At 43.3% G+C, this 15,997-nt stretch carries 16 protein-coding genes and 1 riboswitch; of the genes, 6 read left to right on the top strand and 10 right to left on the bottom strand.

All coding sequences use genetic code 11. The features are described 5' to 3' along the window. Positions 1–30: 30 nt before the first annotated feature. Positions 31–1,470, top strand: coding sequence for an alanine/glycine:cation symporter family protein (locus tag OP489_RS04295; RefSeq protein WP_323135420.1), 1,440 nt, complete (start codon positions 31–33; stop codon positions 1,468–1,470). 51 nt (positions 1,471–1,521) lie between these two features. Here the strand turns inward: OP489_RS04295 and OP489_RS04290 are convergent, their stop codons facing one another. Beyond that, complete coding sequence (locus tag OP489_RS04290) at positions 1,522–2,787, bottom strand: FAD-dependent oxidoreductase (RefSeq protein ID WP_266163114.1); 1,266 nt, start codon at positions 2,785–2,787, stop codon at positions 1,522–1,524. 162 nt (positions 2,788–2,949) lie between these two features. On the opposite strand from OP489_RS04290, the gene OP489_RS04285 reads away from it, so the two are divergent. Continuing rightward, positions 2,950–3,534: a uracil-DNA glycosylase gene (locus OP489_RS04285; RefSeq protein WP_266163470.1), complete on the top strand. Its 585-nt coding sequence runs from the start codon at positions 2,950–2,952 to the stop codon at positions 3,532–3,534. A 58-nt stretch (positions 3,535–3,592) separates the two neighbouring features. Here the strand turns inward: OP489_RS04285 and OP489_RS04280 are convergent, their stop codons facing one another. After that, a complete protein-coding gene (locus OP489_RS04280) occupies positions 3,593–4,075 on the bottom strand; it encodes a divergent PAP2 family protein (protein WP_266163113.1) in 483 nt (160 codons plus the stop codon). A 114-nt stretch (positions 4,076–4,189) separates the two neighbouring features. After that, positions 4,190–4,306: riboswitch (TPP riboswitch) on the top strand. A gap of 91 nt (positions 4,307–4,397) precedes the next feature. Between OP489_RS04280 and OP489_RS04275 the strand changes: the two genes are divergently transcribed. Genes OP489_RS04275 through OP489_RS04260 form a run of 4 tightly spaced genes read left to right on the top strand, consistent with a single transcriptional unit; the run spans position 4,398 to position 7,275 of the window. Then, positions 4,398–4,700: a thiamine-binding protein gene (locus OP489_RS04275; RefSeq protein WP_266163112.1), complete on the top strand. Its 303-nt coding sequence runs from the start codon at positions 4,398–4,400 to the stop codon at positions 4,698–4,700. Beyond that, positions 4,669–5,454: an ABC transporter permease gene (locus OP489_RS04270; protein ID WP_266163111.1), complete on the top strand. Its 786-nt coding sequence runs from the start codon at positions 4,669–4,671 to the stop codon at positions 5,452–5,454. Before OP489_RS04275 ends, OP489_RS04270 begins: the two co-directional genes overlap by 32 nt. Before the next feature lie 10 nt (positions 5,455–5,464). Next, positions 5,465–6,517 (top strand): ABC transporter substrate-binding protein, encoded by a 1,053-nt coding sequence (locus OP489_RS04265; RefSeq protein ID WP_266163110.1) that lies wholly within the window; start codon positions 5,465–5,467, stop codon positions 6,515–6,517. After that, on the top strand, positions 6,514–7,275 hold the full coding sequence (locus OP489_RS04260; RefSeq protein ID WP_266163109.1) for an ABC transporter ATP-binding protein: 762 nt from the start codon (positions 6,514–6,516) through the stop codon (positions 7,273–7,275). Before OP489_RS04265 ends, OP489_RS04260 begins: the two co-directional genes overlap by 4 nt. A gap of 56 nt (positions 7,276–7,331) precedes the next feature. Here OP489_RS04260 and OP489_RS04255 read toward each other — a convergent pair whose 3' ends face one another. The 8 genes from OP489_RS04255 to truA form a co-directional block, all read right to left on the bottom strand. Then, on the bottom strand, positions 7,332–8,444 hold the full coding sequence (locus tag OP489_RS04255; protein ID WP_266163108.1) for a hypothetical protein: 1,113 nt from the start codon (positions 8,442–8,444) through the stop codon (positions 7,332–7,334). A 2-nt stretch (positions 8,445–8,446) separates the two neighbouring features. Continuing rightward, positions 8,447–9,016, bottom strand: a complete 570-nt coding sequence (locus OP489_RS04250; RefSeq protein WP_266163107.1) for a hydrolase — start codon at positions 9,014–9,016, stop codon at positions 8,447–8,449. Between the two features lie 11 nt (positions 9,017–9,027). Next, entirely contained in the window at positions 9,028–10,206 is a 1,179-nt protein-coding gene (locus OP489_RS04245) for a MalY/PatB family protein (protein WP_266163106.1), read from the bottom strand. Between the two features lie 139 nt (positions 10,207–10,345). Then, positions 10,346–12,640 (bottom strand): ATP-dependent Clp protease ATP-binding subunit, encoded by a 2,295-nt coding sequence (locus OP489_RS04240; RefSeq protein ID WP_266163105.1) that lies wholly within the window; start codon positions 12,638–12,640, stop codon positions 10,346–10,348. Between the two features lie 111 nt (positions 12,641–12,751). Then, complete coding sequence (locus OP489_RS04235; RefSeq protein ID WP_266163104.1) at positions 12,752–13,369, bottom strand: CDP-alcohol phosphatidyltransferase family protein; 618 nt, start codon at positions 13,367–13,369, stop codon at positions 12,752–12,754. After that, the gene (locus OP489_RS04230; protein WP_266163103.1) at positions 13,366–13,899 is read right to left on the bottom strand and encodes a CvpA family protein; all 534 of its coding nucleotides are present in this window, start codon (positions 13,897–13,899) and stop codon (positions 13,366–13,368) included. Before OP489_RS04230 ends, OP489_RS04235 begins: the two co-directional genes overlap by 4 nt. 30 nt (positions 13,900–13,929) lie before the next feature. Further along, complete coding sequence (locus OP489_RS04225; protein ID WP_266163102.1) at positions 13,930–15,198, bottom strand: DUF5711 family protein; 1,269 nt, start codon at positions 15,196–15,198, stop codon at positions 13,930–13,932. Continuing rightward, positions 15,195–15,953, bottom strand: a complete 759-nt coding sequence (gene truA / locus OP489_RS04220) for a tRNA pseudouridine(38-40) synthase TruA (RefSeq protein WP_266163101.1) — start codon at positions 15,951–15,953, stop codon at positions 15,195–15,197. Before truA ends, OP489_RS04225 begins: the two co-directional genes overlap by 4 nt. Between the last annotated feature and the right edge of the window lie 44 nt (positions 15,954–15,997).

Here is a 15,997-nt window from a genome sequence, read left to right as displayed (position 1 = left end):
GATAAAAGATTAAAAGGAGTTGGAAAAAAATTGGAAGCTATCAGTCAACAAATCGGAAATATAAATGATTTTCTTTACGGGTATATTTTAATTGCACTTTTAATTTTCAGTGGCATCTTTTTTTCAGTCGCCACACGATTTGTACAATTTCGAAAATTTAAAGAAGGCAACCGATTATTATTTGAAAAAAGCAACAATGCCCAAGCCGTTTCCGGCTTTCAGGCACTTATGGTTTCGACCGCTTCCCGTGTAGGGGTAGGCAATATTGCCGGTGTTGCAACAGCAATTGCACTAGGCGGCTCCGGAGCTGTATTTTGGATGTGGCTAACTGCACTGCTCGGCGGCGCAACAGCCTGTATAGAAAATACCATGGCACAAGTTTATAAAAAGAAAAATAAAGATGGCTCATTCAGCGGCGGCCCCGCTTACTATATTCAAAAAGTTTTTCATAAACGCTGGTTAAGCGTTTTGTTTTCCATCTGTTTAATCGTCACATTCGCTTATGGCTTTGAATGTTTACAGGCAAATTTGATCACTTCTTCTATGGAACGTTATGTTGGAACCGACCCAACAGCTATCATTATTATCGGCCTGATCATGTCCGCACTGACAGCATATGCAGTCTTTGGGGGCCAGAAAACCATTGCTAAAATCACCGAAGTAATGGTTCCTATTATGGCTGCTATTTACCTTGTTTTTTGTCTCGTGGTTATCATTACAAACGCTTCAAATCTGCCTAGCGTTTTTTCCAGTATTTTTGCAAATGCTTTCGACTTTAAAACTATTTTTGCAGGATTCTCCGGTTCCGCAATCATGTACGGCGTAAAAAGAGGCCTTTATTCCAATGAAGCCGGCATGGGTTCCGCACCAAACGCTGCCGCCACTGTTGCAACCTCTCATCCTGCAAAACAAGGTTTTGTACAAATGCTGGCAGTCTATATTGACACCATTCTGATTTGCAGTGCAACTGCTCTAATGGTTCTAAGCACCGGCGTTTCTACACAAGGGGAATCGGCGCTTCCTTTAGTACAAAAGGCGGTCGGTTCTCAATTCGGAGAACCCGGAATCTTAATTATTACCGTCTCCATTTTCTTCTTCGCATTCAGCACCATTATCGGAAATTATTATTATACAGAGTCCAATGTTCTTTATATTTTGCAAAGACCAACTAATTTTAAGTTGTTCCGTACCAGCATTGTAGTTGCCGTTTTCATCGGTTGTATCATGGATACCAGTCTTGCATGGAATATCGCCGATTTTGCAATGTGCCTAATGGCCATTTTAAATGTTCCGGCGTTGCTCTGCATGACTCGAAAATATCTGCACGTTCTTTCTGATTATGAAATTCAGAGAAAACAAGGTAAAAATCCCGTTTTCTATGCAAAAGATGCGGGAATTGATGATGCCGATTATTGGGAATATTCTGATCTCTCCGATGAAACGGAAATTCCCGCTGTAAAAACATCCTGAGCTCCTTAATTCAAAGAAATGGTGTCCGATATTTTATCGGGCACCATTTCTTTATTTTGCAAAAATATTTTTCATTCCCGCTTGAGCAACGCGCTCTTTAATTGCGACAATATTTGTCGTATAAACTCCTTTTTCTTTCATACGCTGAAACAAAGTCGAACCTGAAAAAGTATACCTTTTTCGAATTCCTTCCGGTGTCTGCATCTGCTCCCTTACGAAAGAAATTGCATCTCCAACTGCAGTTGATTCCGGCAAAATAAGTAATTTCTGCTTTTTAACAAGTCGTACTGCATTAAATCCTGCCAATGTTCCTGTTACGATCGCCTCCGTATGCCCAACCAAAAGTCCGGATTTTTCTCCGGCACAAAATAGATTTTCCATTCCTTCTACTCTGAGCGTATCATCCCGTGGAGCCATTTCAAAAAAGCGCATCGAATTTCCGCGGCCTCCGGCGTATGGGTCCTCATACCGTGCATTCGAAAGTCCAGGGATCTGGTGAAGACGCTGTAAATTAAAATAGGGTGTCATCAATTTTACGTGTCCTGTATCAAGCAAAATTAAATTTTTTGCAAATTCTGGCCGCGCATACTGTTGACAGCTTTTGATTGAAAGATGATTTTCGATCAGTTCTGGTGGAATTGGAGTCATTGCGACCCCTTCTCGATTCAGTGTCTCCACCAATTCTTTAGAAAGTGAATCTTTTATGAGTTTACAGGAACCGCTCATAGCGCCAACCGTTCCGTCTTCTTTTTGCCCACAAGTTTCCTTAACTCCGCAGAGGCCGGTCAAGCTAACCCGACCACCAAAGCTAGGGCAGCGTAAAACACACATGGCACAGCCGTTCCCATATTTTCCACAATTCTGCATTGGCCCTGCTGTTCCAGTCGCATCAACGAAGGCATCTCCAAAAATTTTTGTCCCATCCATAAGTTCCACTGCCATTAGACAGTTTTCTTTTTTCTCAACTTTTGATACACGTGCCTGAAATCGAACTTCTACATTTAAACTTTTTAAATACCGCTCTACAGCCCCCGGCATTTCCCCAACGTCATAAATGCTTGCATGCTCATGACCAGGAAAGGAAACATTACGGTGCCTGCAGTGCTGATCAATTAAGCAGAACAGTTCCCCGCCACCCATGGCGATCATTTCTTCCTCTGCAGTATAACGTCCATTATTTCGCATAATCCCGCCGACTAAACCGGTTCCCAAAAGCATATCAGTACGTTCCAATAAAACTGTTTCAGCTCCCATTTTAGCTGCGCGTACAGCGGCAGCACACCCTGCCCATCCGCCGCCGACAATTACGATTTTCATCTTTCCATTCCTCACTTTCTTACTTTTTTAGCTTTTGCTTGTTTTTACCTGTTATTTTTGACGACTCTCATTTAAAAATACGTCCTAAAAATTCTTTTATGTGTCGCTTCCTTTCCCTTTATGTTATAATAAAAATACAATAAACAGACGGAGGCAATCATGATGTATGAAAATTGGGAAACGTTAAAATCCGCCTGCCTCGAATGCCAAAAATGCGATCTCTGTAAAGGGCGCACCAATCTGGTCTTCGGAGTTGGAAATCCGCAATCGAAGATTTTGTTTGTCGGAGAAGGCCCCGGCGAACAAGAAGATTTAAAAGGGGAACCATTCGTTGGCCGCAGCGGACAACTTCTAGATAAATATCTTGACGCCGTAGGACTTGACCGCCATAAAAACATTTATATTGCAAACATCGTAAAATGTCGCCCACCCAAAAACCGCGATCCTCTTCCGGAAGAACAAGATGCTTGTATTTCATGGCTGCGCAATCAAACCGCTCTGATGCGTCCGAAAATCCTTGTATGTCTTGGCAGAATCGCCGGACAAAAAATCATCAATCCAAATCTTCGCATTACAAAAGAGCATGGCCAATGGACTCAGAAAGGCGAAATGTGGATGACTGCTACGTTGCACCCGGCAGCACTTCTGCGTGATCCCAGAAAAAAGCCGGACGCTTTTGAAGATTTCCTTGCAATTCGAAAAAAGATGGAAGAGCTTAAACTGATTGAGCCAATGAATCATTCATGATTTTAAAAAAGACTTCTCTGTACATCTCGCATTGAGACATACACAGAAGTCTTTTTTCTTATGCCAAATGAAAAACATCAAAGCATAAAAATGCAATCAAAACACCTAATACAAGCCCTGCTAGAACTTCTCTGGGACGGTGTCCCAAAGAAGTATCCATTTCTTCAATCTGCAGCAAGTTCTTTTTTCGCCCCTCGGTCAATGCAGGATCCGCAAGAAGACACTCTTTCATAATGTTAATTGCTTCTGCATGACGGCCAGCCGCCCAGCGAACACCCATTGCATCATAAATGACTACACAGCCAAAACAGGTTAAAACCGCAAATATCGGCGAGCTAAATCCAAATAACCTCCACGCTGTATAAACAATACTGCCAACAAAAGCAGAATGTGCGCTAGGCATTCCGCCTGCTGCAATCATTTGATGCCAATTATAAAAACGGTTCTGTATATAAGAACGAATCGTTTTTATCAGCTGCGCTATCAACCAAGAAAGTACGCCAATATTGATGAGCGGATTGCTCACAACTGTTCTCAGCATTTCGCCCTCGCTTTCTCTTTCTATCTCACACTCTCATTATCTTTTAGTTTACTACAGAATGCTTTTTCGGTCAAGAAATTTGACAAAATGAAATTCTATTGTTATAATGTGCCTGAATCAAAGCAGGGGTGCTCCGCCCGAAAAATCGGACGATGCTGAGAGTGAACACAGTTCACAACCCTTTTGCCTGATCCGGATAATACCGGCGGAGGTAGCATTTTATCAAGATTTCACCGTCCGCGCAGGAATTTTCTCTGCACGGGCGGTTTTTTTGATTCTGCTTCTGTTTTATATCCGAACAAAATAAAAAGGAGTGAAACGTATGAAATTTCCCGCAAGTGTCGCTATTCAAGTACTTCCAAATGTAGATTCCGATGAAGAGGTAGTTCGTATTGTTGATGAGGTGATCGCCTACATCAAAAGTACCGGGGTCTCTTATTATGTCGGTCCATTTGAAACCACCATCGAGGGTAACTATGAGGAACTCATGGAAATCGTTAAAAACTGTCAGTATATTGCCATCAAAGCAGGCTGCCCACAAGTCTCTTCCTACGTTAAAATTGCCTACAAACCGGAAGGCGGGGTGCTGACGATTGCACAAAAAGTGGACAAATATCACAAATAAGCTGGCGTCTCCCCTGCTGCTTATTCTGCTGATTGTTCTTTGGCAGGCGGCCGTTGATCTTCGTTGGATTCCACGATATCTTTTGCCAAGTCCTACCGACGTAATCGCCGCTTTCTTTTCTGATTTTTCCAATTTGATGGTACAGGCTGGTTTCACTTTACAGGAAACTTTTTTAGGAATGCTGATTGGGGTATGTCTTGCATTTCTGACTGCAGTTGCAATGGATCGATTTGAATTCTTTTATCACGCATTATATCCCATTCTAGTCATTACACAAACCATTCCAACCATTGCGATTGCCCCGCTTCTACTGATCTGGATGGGATTTGGAATTGCCCCAAAAGTCGTCTTAGTCGTGATCGTCTGCTATTTTCCGATCTCTGTCTCTCTTTTAGACGGATTTCGTTCTGTCGATCCGGATACGGTTCGCTTAATGAAAACAATGGGCAGTTCTCGCTTACAAATTTTTCGATACGTTAAATTTCCTGCAAGCCTGAGCCGCTTTTTTGCGGGACTCAGAATCAGTACCACTTATGCGATGGTCAGTGCTGTCGTTGCAGAATGGTTAGGCGGCACCAACGGTCTTGGCGTCTATATGACCCGCGTTCGCAAAGCCTATGCTTACAACAACATGTTTGCTGTTATTTTACTCACCAGTATCATCAGTCTGCTTTTAATGAAGGCCGTGGACCTTCTGCAAAAGTTCTGCATGCCTTGGGAAAAATCTGAAAAGCAATCTTCAAAAACCAATTAAGGAGTTAAATATGAAATTAAAAAAATTTGCAGCCTGTTTTTTAGCGCTATCCATTCCTTTCGGGATCGCCGGCTGCGGCAGTACACAAGCTTCCTCTTCCAACACGGCAGTTTCTTCTCAGGCTGCCTCGCAAACGCAGAATCTGGAAAAAATCACGTTTGTCCTTGATTGGACTCCGAATACCAATCATACCGGAATCTATGCCGCACAAAAGCTCGGCTACTTTGCCGACGAAGGGTTGGACGTGGAGATCCAACAGCCTCCGGAAGATGGTGCTGTTTCTTTAGTCGGCTCCGGAAAAGCACAGTTCGGTGTAGGATTTCAGGATTCCGATATTGCTCCTGCTTTATCCGCCGATACTCCCGTCCCAATTACAGCCGTTGCCGCGCTGATTCAGCACAACACCAGTGGAATTATTTCTCTAAAAAGCAAGGGAATTACTTCTCCAAAAGAGATGGAAGGTCATACTTATGCTACTTGGGATACCCCGGTAGAAAAAGCCATGGTCAATTACATCATTCAAAAAGACGGCGGCGATGCAACAAAGCTCAAGATGGTCCCTTGTGGAAACAGTTTTGACGCTGTTGCTGCCATTCAGTCCAATGTTGATACTGCATGGGTTTATTATGCTTGGGATGGCCTTTCTGCTAAAGTGCAAGGAGTCGAAACAAACTATTTTGCATTTAAAGATATTGACCCGGTATTTGATTGTTATACCCCGGTTTTAATTGCCAACAATGACTTCCTTAAAAAAGAGCCCGAAACAGCAAAGAAATTTCTTTCTGCCGTACAAAAAGGGTATCAATATGCAATCGATCATCCTGATGATGCTGCAGAAATTTTGATGGATGCAGCGCCGGAGCTTCGCAGCAATGAAGCTTTAGTCAAAGAGAGCCAAGAATGGCTTGCTTCAAAATATCAAGATGACGCCCCTCAATGGGGAATCATTGATGCTTCCCGTTGGAATGGCTTTTATAAATGGCTCTATGATAATCAGCTGATCCAAAAAGAAATTCCTGCTGGAGAAGGCTTCTCCAACGACTATCTGCCAAACGAAAAATGAGGGAATCATTTCTTTTAAAAGCGGAAAATCTCTCACAGGAGTTTTCCGGCACAACGATTTTTAAAGAGGTAAATCTTTATCTCGCAGAAGGTGAACTTATCTGCCTGCTCGGCGTTTCCGGTGCTGGAAAGACCACTCTGTTTAATGTTCTCTCCGGCCTTCAAATGCCAAAAAGCGGTCATGTCTTTCTGCACGAAAAAGAGATCACAGGAGAAGCCGGGCATCTTGCTTATATGCTGCAAAAAGATCTGCTGCTTCCTTATCGCACTGTGCTTGATAATGCAGCACTGCCCCTTTTAATCCGCGGCGAAACAAAAGCACAAGCCAGAGAAAAAGCAGCTGCATTTTTCCCGGAGTTTGGAATTTCCGGCACGGAAAACAAATGGCCCTCTCAACTTTCAGGCGGGATGCGGCAGCGGGTTGCCCTCTTAAGGACCTATCTTTCAAATGATGGCGCTGCCCTCTTAGATGAGCCATTTTCAGCTTTAGATACGATCACCAAAAGTTCCATCCATCACTGGTATCTGAATGTGATGGAAAAAATTAAACTTTCCACCCTCTTTATCACTCATGATATTAATGAAGCCATCCTTCTTTCCGACCGTATTTATATTCTTTCCGGCACCCCATCAACCATTACCGCCGAAATAAAAATTGCTGAGCCACGTCCACGTTCCAGTGATTTTCCCCTGACTTCTACCTTTTTAAATTACAAAAGGAAAATTTTATCATTATTAAAGCTCAACGGAACATCATAAAAAAGGAAGCCGACAGAAACGGTAATTCTGTTGGCTTCCTTTTTATCTATTATTTATTATTGCAGATTCATTCCATGCCTTCGCACTGCTTTGGTAATCCCGTCAATCTCATCCTGCAAGAATAAAAACGCTTCATTTGGAGAACTACTTCTGATTGCCTGCCCCACTGCTCTTCTCAGCGGTTCGGATAAAGTTTGTTCATAGAGCATGCAGCCTCTTTCCAGAAGGCCGCCCGACGTTGCATGATGTTTGATATTTAAAAGCAGTTTCTCTCTTGATTCCAGCTGTACATTCAATAAATTCATCTCATAAGACAAGTGATTGATTTGTTCAGCTTCTTCCAATGAAATTGAAAGCTCCTGTTTCGCTGTATATTGGCTAAGTCCGGAAAACCATGCATTTTCCATCGAATCGAGAAAATAGCGTGCCCAATTTGGTAAGCCATCTTCTCCGCACGGATAGACAGACTTTGGTGCATTCGCTTCTCTTTTACGATGATAAAACCGCACCGCAGAACCAATTTCCTGGGTGGAAATCTGCTGCCCACACGCCTGTGCCGCATCACAAATATCCATAGCCGCATTACTCCAAAGATGGCTGCTGATCTTAACTGCCAAAAGTGAAATAACATCATGGTCACTGAGGAAAAAGACTTCTCCTGTTTTGGAAAGCAAGGTCTGCACCCTCTGCCGAAAATCTTCCCCCGCATTCTGAGAAAGAGAAACGAAACTTGCGCCCAAAGCACCTGCTTCCACCCCGGCGATCGGTTCCGCCATGCTGGGCATGATCTTTGCAGCAGAAATTGGAAGCTCTAATTTTTTAGAAAACCAGTCTGCAGAAAGCCCTGGAATCGCGGAAACAATTTCCGGTAAAGATAAATTCTGTTTCGACCGCTCTTTGCAATACGGGAAAATGGTATTTTCCGCAATTTCCTTTGCCTGATCCGGTGGAGGAGAAAAAATAATCATCTGCGGTTGAAACTGTTTCAAAACCTCGCGGCCGTTTCCTGCGCTTAAAGGAAAAGGAAGCTCCTGTTCGCGCTGTTCCAGATTTTCAAAGCTGCCTTTTACTGCGCGTACCTCTTTCGAGAGGTCAGAAGTCAATAATTGATACCCGGGGATCAGGTAATCTCCACCAAGAAATCCCGCCCCAATAATAACGATCTTCATTTTTACAGATCCGGAATGGTCTCTTTTAGACTCTTCATCGCGAGGAGTGTCTTTGAGATCAATTCATCCATTGTCCAACCTAGCATTTCGGCACCTTTTCGAATGACATCCCGAGAACAGCCGGCTGCAAACTTTACATCTTTAAACTTTTTCTTGACGGATTTCGGTTCCATATCCATAATGCTGCGGCTGGGTCTTACAAGAGCAACCGCACCGATTAAGCCTGTCAGCTCATCGACCGCATAAAGTACCTTTTCCATCATCAATTTAGGCTCAATATCAACACGGATTCCCCATCCATGACTCGCCGTTGCACGAATCAATTCCGGATCTAAATCCAATTCTTTCATGAGTTCCTGACTTTTTACGCAATGTTCTTCCGGCCAGCGCTCAAAATCCAGATCATGGAGCATCCCCACAGCACGCCAAAAATCCACCCGCTCAGGGTCATACTCCTTTGCAAAATATCCCATGACTCCTGAAACGATTTCTCCATGGCGCAAATGGAACGCATCTTGATTGTACTTTTCCAAAATCTTTCTGGCCTCATCAACCGTTGGTACATAAGGCATAAAAACCCCTCCTAATTTAATCCATCGATTGCCCATTTCAAACGATCCATCGCTATTTCCACAACGGAACGCGGACAAGCAATGTTCATTCTCTGAAAGCCCTCTCCGCCCTGTCCGAAGATTGGACCATCATCTAACCACAGCCGCGCTTTCTTTGTGATAAAATCATCCAATTCAGACGAAGAAAGCTTCAATGCACGAAAATCAAGCCAAAGCAAATAGGTTCCTTCCGGCTCAATGAGATGGATCTGCGGCAGCTTTTCGGCAAGATATTTCCGCACAAAATCAAGGTTTTCTTTAAGATAGGAAGATAACTCTTTGAGCCACAGATCACCATACCGATAAGCAGCCTCACAGGCGATCGTGCCCAACTGATTTGGCCCCACATAGCCTGTCTTTTTGATTTCTTCGTCGAGCTTTTTTCTCAAGGACTCATTCGGAACGAACAGATTGCTCACCTGCAGCCCTGCAAGATTAAAGGTTTTACTCGGCGCCGTACAGAGAATACAATTCTGTGCAAAAGTTTCACTCAACGACGGAAACATCATATGAGAAAATCCTGGATAAGTAAAATCGCAGTGAATTTCATCTGATACAACTAATACTTGATGGGCAAGGCAGATCTGCCCTATCCGCATTAATTCTTCCCTTTTCCAGACACGTCCAACCGGATTGTGCGGACTACAGAGAAGAAAAAGCTTTACATGTTCTTTTACAATTTTTTCTTCGAAATCTTTAAAATCGATCTCGTAATGCCCGTCATGAAGGCACAATTCATTGATAACAAGTTTTCTGCCGTTATTAACAACAACTTTTCCAAACGGATAGTAAACAGGCTGCTGAATCAAAACAGAATCTCCCGGTTCAGTAAATGCTCTTACCGAAGCAGAAAGTCCAAACACAACACCCGGCGAAAAGACCAGCCACTCCGCTTTTGGACAAAATCCATGATGCTTGAGAAACCAGTTGGAAACTGCTTCTATATAAAGCTCTTTTGGCTGTGTATAACCAAAAATGCCGTAATCACAAGCTTTATGCAGTGCTTCCCGAACTTCCGGCGGTGAAGGAAAATCCATATCTGCCACCCACATCGGAAGTATATCCTGTGGCTTTCCCAATTCCCTGGTGAAATCGTATTTGATGGAATTGCTTCCTCTCCGATCAACGACCTGGTCGAAATGATAATTCATAAACGATTACTCCCTTTTCATCTTTGGGATTATTCCTTAACAAATTCTTCTGTCTTTCTATATTAGCACCTGGTTTTCGATTGTCAAGAAAAGAGCCGACAATTCCATTTTTAATTGGTCTTGTCGGCTCTTAATTCCGTTATTTTAAAATATTCAGTTTAATTCCATTATCGTCGGTTGTCAGAGCAACTCCGCTCAATGTCATATCGCCGGAATCAATGATCGCCGCTGCTAAACGGTCTTCCACTTCTTTGCGAATCAGATTGCGCAGGTCTCGTGCACCACTCTTTTTCCCATGAGCATGCTCCGCAAGCCAGCGAGTCGCTTTTTCATCATAAGTGAAAATAGTCCCACGTTCCTTGAGTGTTCCAACATATTCATTCAGCATTAAGGCAGCAATTTTTTGGAAATCATCTACACTCAGCTGACGGAAAACAATAATCTCATCTACACGGCTCAGGAATTCCGGGCGCAAAAACTCAGAAAGTCCCTTCATTGCACGTTCGCGGGTAATCTCCTGATCGCTTCTAGCAAAGCCAAGACTGCCTTCTTTCAAATTGCTGCCGGCATTACTAGTCATCACGATCACAGTATTCTCAAAATTGACCGTACGACCGTGTGCATCTGTGATACGTCCTTCATCGAGAATTTGCAGCAGAATGTTCATCACATCTGGGTGCGCTTTTTCAATTTCATCAAAAAGGAGCACACTATAAGGACGACGACGAACCTTTTCTGTAACCTGTCCGGCCTCATCATAGCCTACATATCCCGGAGGAGAACCAATAATGCGGGAAACACTGTGCTTCTCCATAAATTCGCTCATATCAAGACGAATGAGCGTCTCCGGTGTATCAAACAGTTCCTGTGACAAAACCTTGACCAATTCGGTCTTTCCAACGCCTGTTGGTCCAACAAAGATAAAACTTGCCGGACGGCGGCGAGGGCTCAGCTGAACTCTGCTCCGGCAGATTGCATCAGAAAGCGCCTTAACAGCTTCTTCTTGACCAATCACCTTCTGATTCAGAGTGTCATCAAGATGTGCGAGTTTTTTCAGCTCATTTTCACGAATACGGCTGGCAGGAATTCCAGTCCAAAGCTCAATTACTTTTGCAAGATCTGCTTCCTCTACCGGTGCTCCCAAAGCAAGCGGCGCCAACTGTACTTCTTTTTGCTCTAATTTAGAAATCTCAGTACGGACTTCGGCTAGCTTTTTATAATCTGGCTCTGCTCCTTCGGCAGTCAGTGTCTCTTCTTCTTTGCGCAGATCATCCAACCGTTCCGAAGTTCGATCGTATTCCTCCATCGGCTTATTCCGCAGTGCTGCGCAGGCACAGCTTTCATCCAGAAGGTCGATCGCCTTGTCCGGCAGAAAACGATCTGTAATATAGCGTTCCGAAAGTACAACCGCTCTGCGGCACAAGTCGTCGCTGACTCTTACACGATGAAAGTTCTCATAATAGGATTTAATGCCTTTGAGCACTTCGGTTGCTTCCTTCGTAGAAGGCTCTGCAATCGTTACCGGCTGAAAACGGCGCTCTAAAGCCGTATCTTTTTCGATATGCTTACGGTACTCTGTAAAAGTAGTCGCACCGATCACCTGAATCTCTCCACGAGAAAGTGCAGGCTTTAAAATATTGGCAGCATTCATACTGCCCTCGGCATCTCCTGTACCAACGAGATTATGCACCTCATCAATAAAGAGAATAATATTGCCTTCTGCCTTGACCTCATCGATCAATCCTTTAATTCGGCTCTCAAACTGGCCTCTAAACTGTGTGCCTGCTACCAGCGCAGTCAAATCCAACAGATGAATTTCTTTTTTCCGCAGTCTTGCAGGTACATCTCCAGAAGCAATTCTCAGAGCAAGCCCTTCTGCAACGGCTGTCTTGCCTACACCAGGTTCCCCAATTAAGCATGGATTATTCTTTGTCCGGCGAGACAAAATCTGAATGACACGAGCAATCTCTTTTTCTCTGCCAACAATTGCATCAATTTGGTTTGCCCGTGCTTTAGCGTTCAAATCAGTACAATAGGCATTCAGGTACTTCCGCTTACTCTTTGGCTTTTCCCTTTTCTCCTTTTGTCCCGTTCTGGCACCGTTCCCATTAGAAGATGAATCGTCCTGACTTCCGGATGAACCCGCGTGAAAAACATTTTGCAGAAAATTCGGGAAGGTTGCTGCACCGCCCGGCGTAAACGAATCGTCACCGTCTTCTCCATCGGTATCTTCGGGATTCATGAGTGCACCCCATTCGTTTTCCATTGCTTCCATCTGTTCCTCGGTAATTCCCATCTTATTCATCAGGTCATCAACCTGTTTGATTCCAAGTTCTTTCGCACAAACCAGGCACAGTCCCTGCGTATCATTGGAATCCGCTGACTGTGAAACAAAGACCACTGCCGGCCGCTTATGGCATCTAGAACATAACATACTTATTCACCACTCCTCTCAGCAGTTAATTTATTATAATCCCTCATGGACGCCGAAATATCAATAAATTTTGAATATTTCGTATTCTTTTCAAATCAAATGTAAACTTTTTTAATCTTTTCGGTCTGATGTGATCTGTTTATCCATTACCTCATTGATATCCAAATGGTTTTCCGGATCATCGCTTCTAAGGATCGAAAGGAAAATAACAAAATAGCGAATCAATGCATAAATCATAAAGAATGCCGTAATGCTGAGCAAAACGACTGTAAGCGTCATATTATCAATATTCCAAATTCGCATAGCCACAATGGTGACAAAAGAGATGTAAAACAGAATGGTAGCAATTTTTCCGTACCATTTGGAACCACAGGGTTTTTTTCTCTTTTTGATCAGAACCAGTGCCGCAATTACCATACCAACTTCCTTGATAATAAAAACCAGAAAGAAAGGTAACAAAATTGGATACTGAATTGCAAGGCAAAGGGCAACCGAACCTTGCGTCAGTTTATCCGAAAGAGGATCCAGCATTTTCCCAAGCTCTGTAAATTGGTTAAAATGGCGCGCTACAAAGCCATCTAATGCATCCGTAATACCGGAAATGATCAAAACCACGACCGCTGGAATATACTGTTTGTTCACATAAAAAATAACAAACGGAATAATCAAAATCATTCGCAGGACTGTTAAAGCATTTGGAATATTCAGATTTTTATTATGGTATGTCATATTTTCTCTCTCATCTCTTTCTGCCATTCCATCGCATTTTGGTAAATCAATAAAAATGGATTTTTCTCCTCTACAAACTGATAAACAGAAGATTGGGTAACCATTTCAGACCGAAATTGCGGAATTTGTTTTTCTGCTTCTGGGATCCAAAAATTTGCCAACGCGCAAATCAAAAGGATCAACACGCCGCCTTGCAGCGCACCAAAAACACCGCCTAAAATCCGATTTAGAAGCTTCAGCCCCGGGAGATGAACAAGTGCTGTTAAAATCCGCATCACGGCACTCCCAATAATCAGCAGTACCAAAAATGAGATTCCAATTACCACCATGTGGTGAATCATCATATCCTCTGGAGAAGCTGCCGGCTGGTCTCCGATCCATACCATTGCCATAGAACCAACGGAAGGAGCCAAAAGTGACGCCAACAATATGCTGACCAAACCGGAAACTGAATGCAAAAAGCCTTGCCGGATTCCTGTTATTGCGAATAAAAGGAAAAGAATCAGCATAATTCCATCAAATACCGTCAAAAAATCGATCTCCTTTCTTGGTTCGAAACCTTAGGAAACGCCGGAAGAAGCTGTTGAAGCCTGAAACGTCGCACAACTCACTTCGGAAACGCCCAATAAATAGACTTGTTTTTCAGAACTAAGCGCAATTGTACGCATATCGCTCTTTATATCACAGGAGCCTGTCTGTGTCCCTCTGGATACAGAATAGGCACAAACCTGTCCATCCAAAAGAGCGGCCATTGTATCACCATAAAGGGAAACTGCCGTCACGCGAGAATCAACATCAATGCTGCTCTCTTGGGTTCCTTGGTTTGAAAGCGTTACAAGTTTGACCGCTGAAGCATTTTCGAAAGAAGAAAGACAAAGTGCCGCCCGATTCTGATCAAGTGCAGCGCAAACCAATTTTGCGCCCTGGTAATCATAGTTAGCAATCTCTTTTCCTTTTTCAGACATAACAACCGTACGAGTATCTCCAACTGCAGTAATACTGCCGTTTTGATAGGAAACTTTTGTAAACACCGTATTGGGATAAGTCCCTACAGGAGTAACAGGATCAGTACTATTAAAATCGAGCAAATAAAAGCTACTCTGCAAAACTCCATTATTTACAGTGACCGCTGTGACCACTGCACGGTTTCCCTCCTCATTAAGTGCAATTGCTGTAGGATAAGCATCGGAAAACCAATAATTGTAAGCTTCTTTATTATCTTTGGTATAAGCGGTTAATTTGCCGCAATACCCGGAGTCTTCCAAAATCAGCGCATAAGCTCCATTCGAAGCAAGGGCTGCTGTTACAATATTTTGAGAAGCGTTGTCAGAAACCAGCGTCTTAATCTGATTTTCTATCCGATATCCTTTTCCTCCCTGATTATAAACTAAAACCTTTTGTCCCTTTGCAAGCATCACTGGATTAGAAAAGCCATGTTTTCGGCTGAAAATTTGTTTTGCACTGCTATTAAGGGAAAGAATCGTCGTATTCCCCGTTAAAAGCAGGCGGCCATCTGACACACAAAAATTTTGGGCTTCCACTTCGTCCCCATTGAGGTTCAGCGGATATCCTTCTCCGACTCCCATTCCTAAAAACTGTGTCTGTACCCAGTCTCCTATATTCTGTGGAGAAAGATTATCACGATTCATCCAAATTCCTAATCCCACAACCGTAATCATCAAAATCACAATCACACGATATGCCCACTTTGGCACATGGGGAAGCCGTTCTTTTGCTTTTAATTCTTTATCTTTTGCATTTAGCGCACGTTCATCAACAGAGGACGATTCCGAATCATCCTTTGTCTGCTTGGACGAAAACAGCTTCATCCCATCACTTCCTTCTCATCATAAAATACCCGATTCAAATAAAGCCCCTGCGACGGCGCAGTAGGTCCTGCCGCTGAGCGATCCTTTGCTTTTAAAATTCTTTCCACCGACTCCGGCGAAAGTTTCCCTTCTCCCACCATGAGCAGCGTTCCAACCATAATTCGAACCATATGATACAAAAATCCATCAGCAGCTACTGTAAAAGTTAAGAAATTCTCTTTTCGCTCAATTTTTGCAGTCGTCACTGTACGGACAAAATCTCCCATTTCTCGCTGATCCAGCGTACAAAAAGAAGTAAAATCATGCGACCCTAAAAAGTATTCTGCGGCTTCCTGCATTTTCTGCTCGTCGAGCGGGTACCAGTAATGAAGTGCCCGTCCCCTAAGAAACGGATTGCGAACAGGAGAGGTCCATATTCTATAAATATATTCTTTTCCTTTGCAGGAATACCTTGCATGAAAACTTTTCGGAACTTCCTCGCAGGAAAGTACTGCCACATCCTCCGGCAAAAAATGATTCAATGCAAACGGCAAACGCTGTGCTGGAATTTTGCGCTCCGTTTTGAGAGAAATGCAAAACTCGTTTGCATGCACACCGGAATCTGTTCGGGAGCATCCTTTTAATTCCGGCGTTTCATGAAGGACATCTTCCAAAGCTTTTTGGAACACTTCCTGTACCGTTATCGCATTCTCCTGAATCTGCCAGCCATGATATTTTGCTCCATCAAAGCAGATTCTCAGGAGTAAATTCCGCATAAAAGTGCTCCCTTCCCTAAAAATCAGCAATCTATTTTCATAAA

The organism is Caproicibacterium sp. BJN0003, assembly GCF_026314295.1.
Classification (GTDB): Bacteria; Bacillota; Clostridia; order Oscillospirales; family Acutalibacteraceae; genus Caproicibacterium.
The sequence above is the reverse complement of the archived record's forward strand: the minus strand, read 5'-3'. Positions and strand labels throughout refer to the sequence as shown.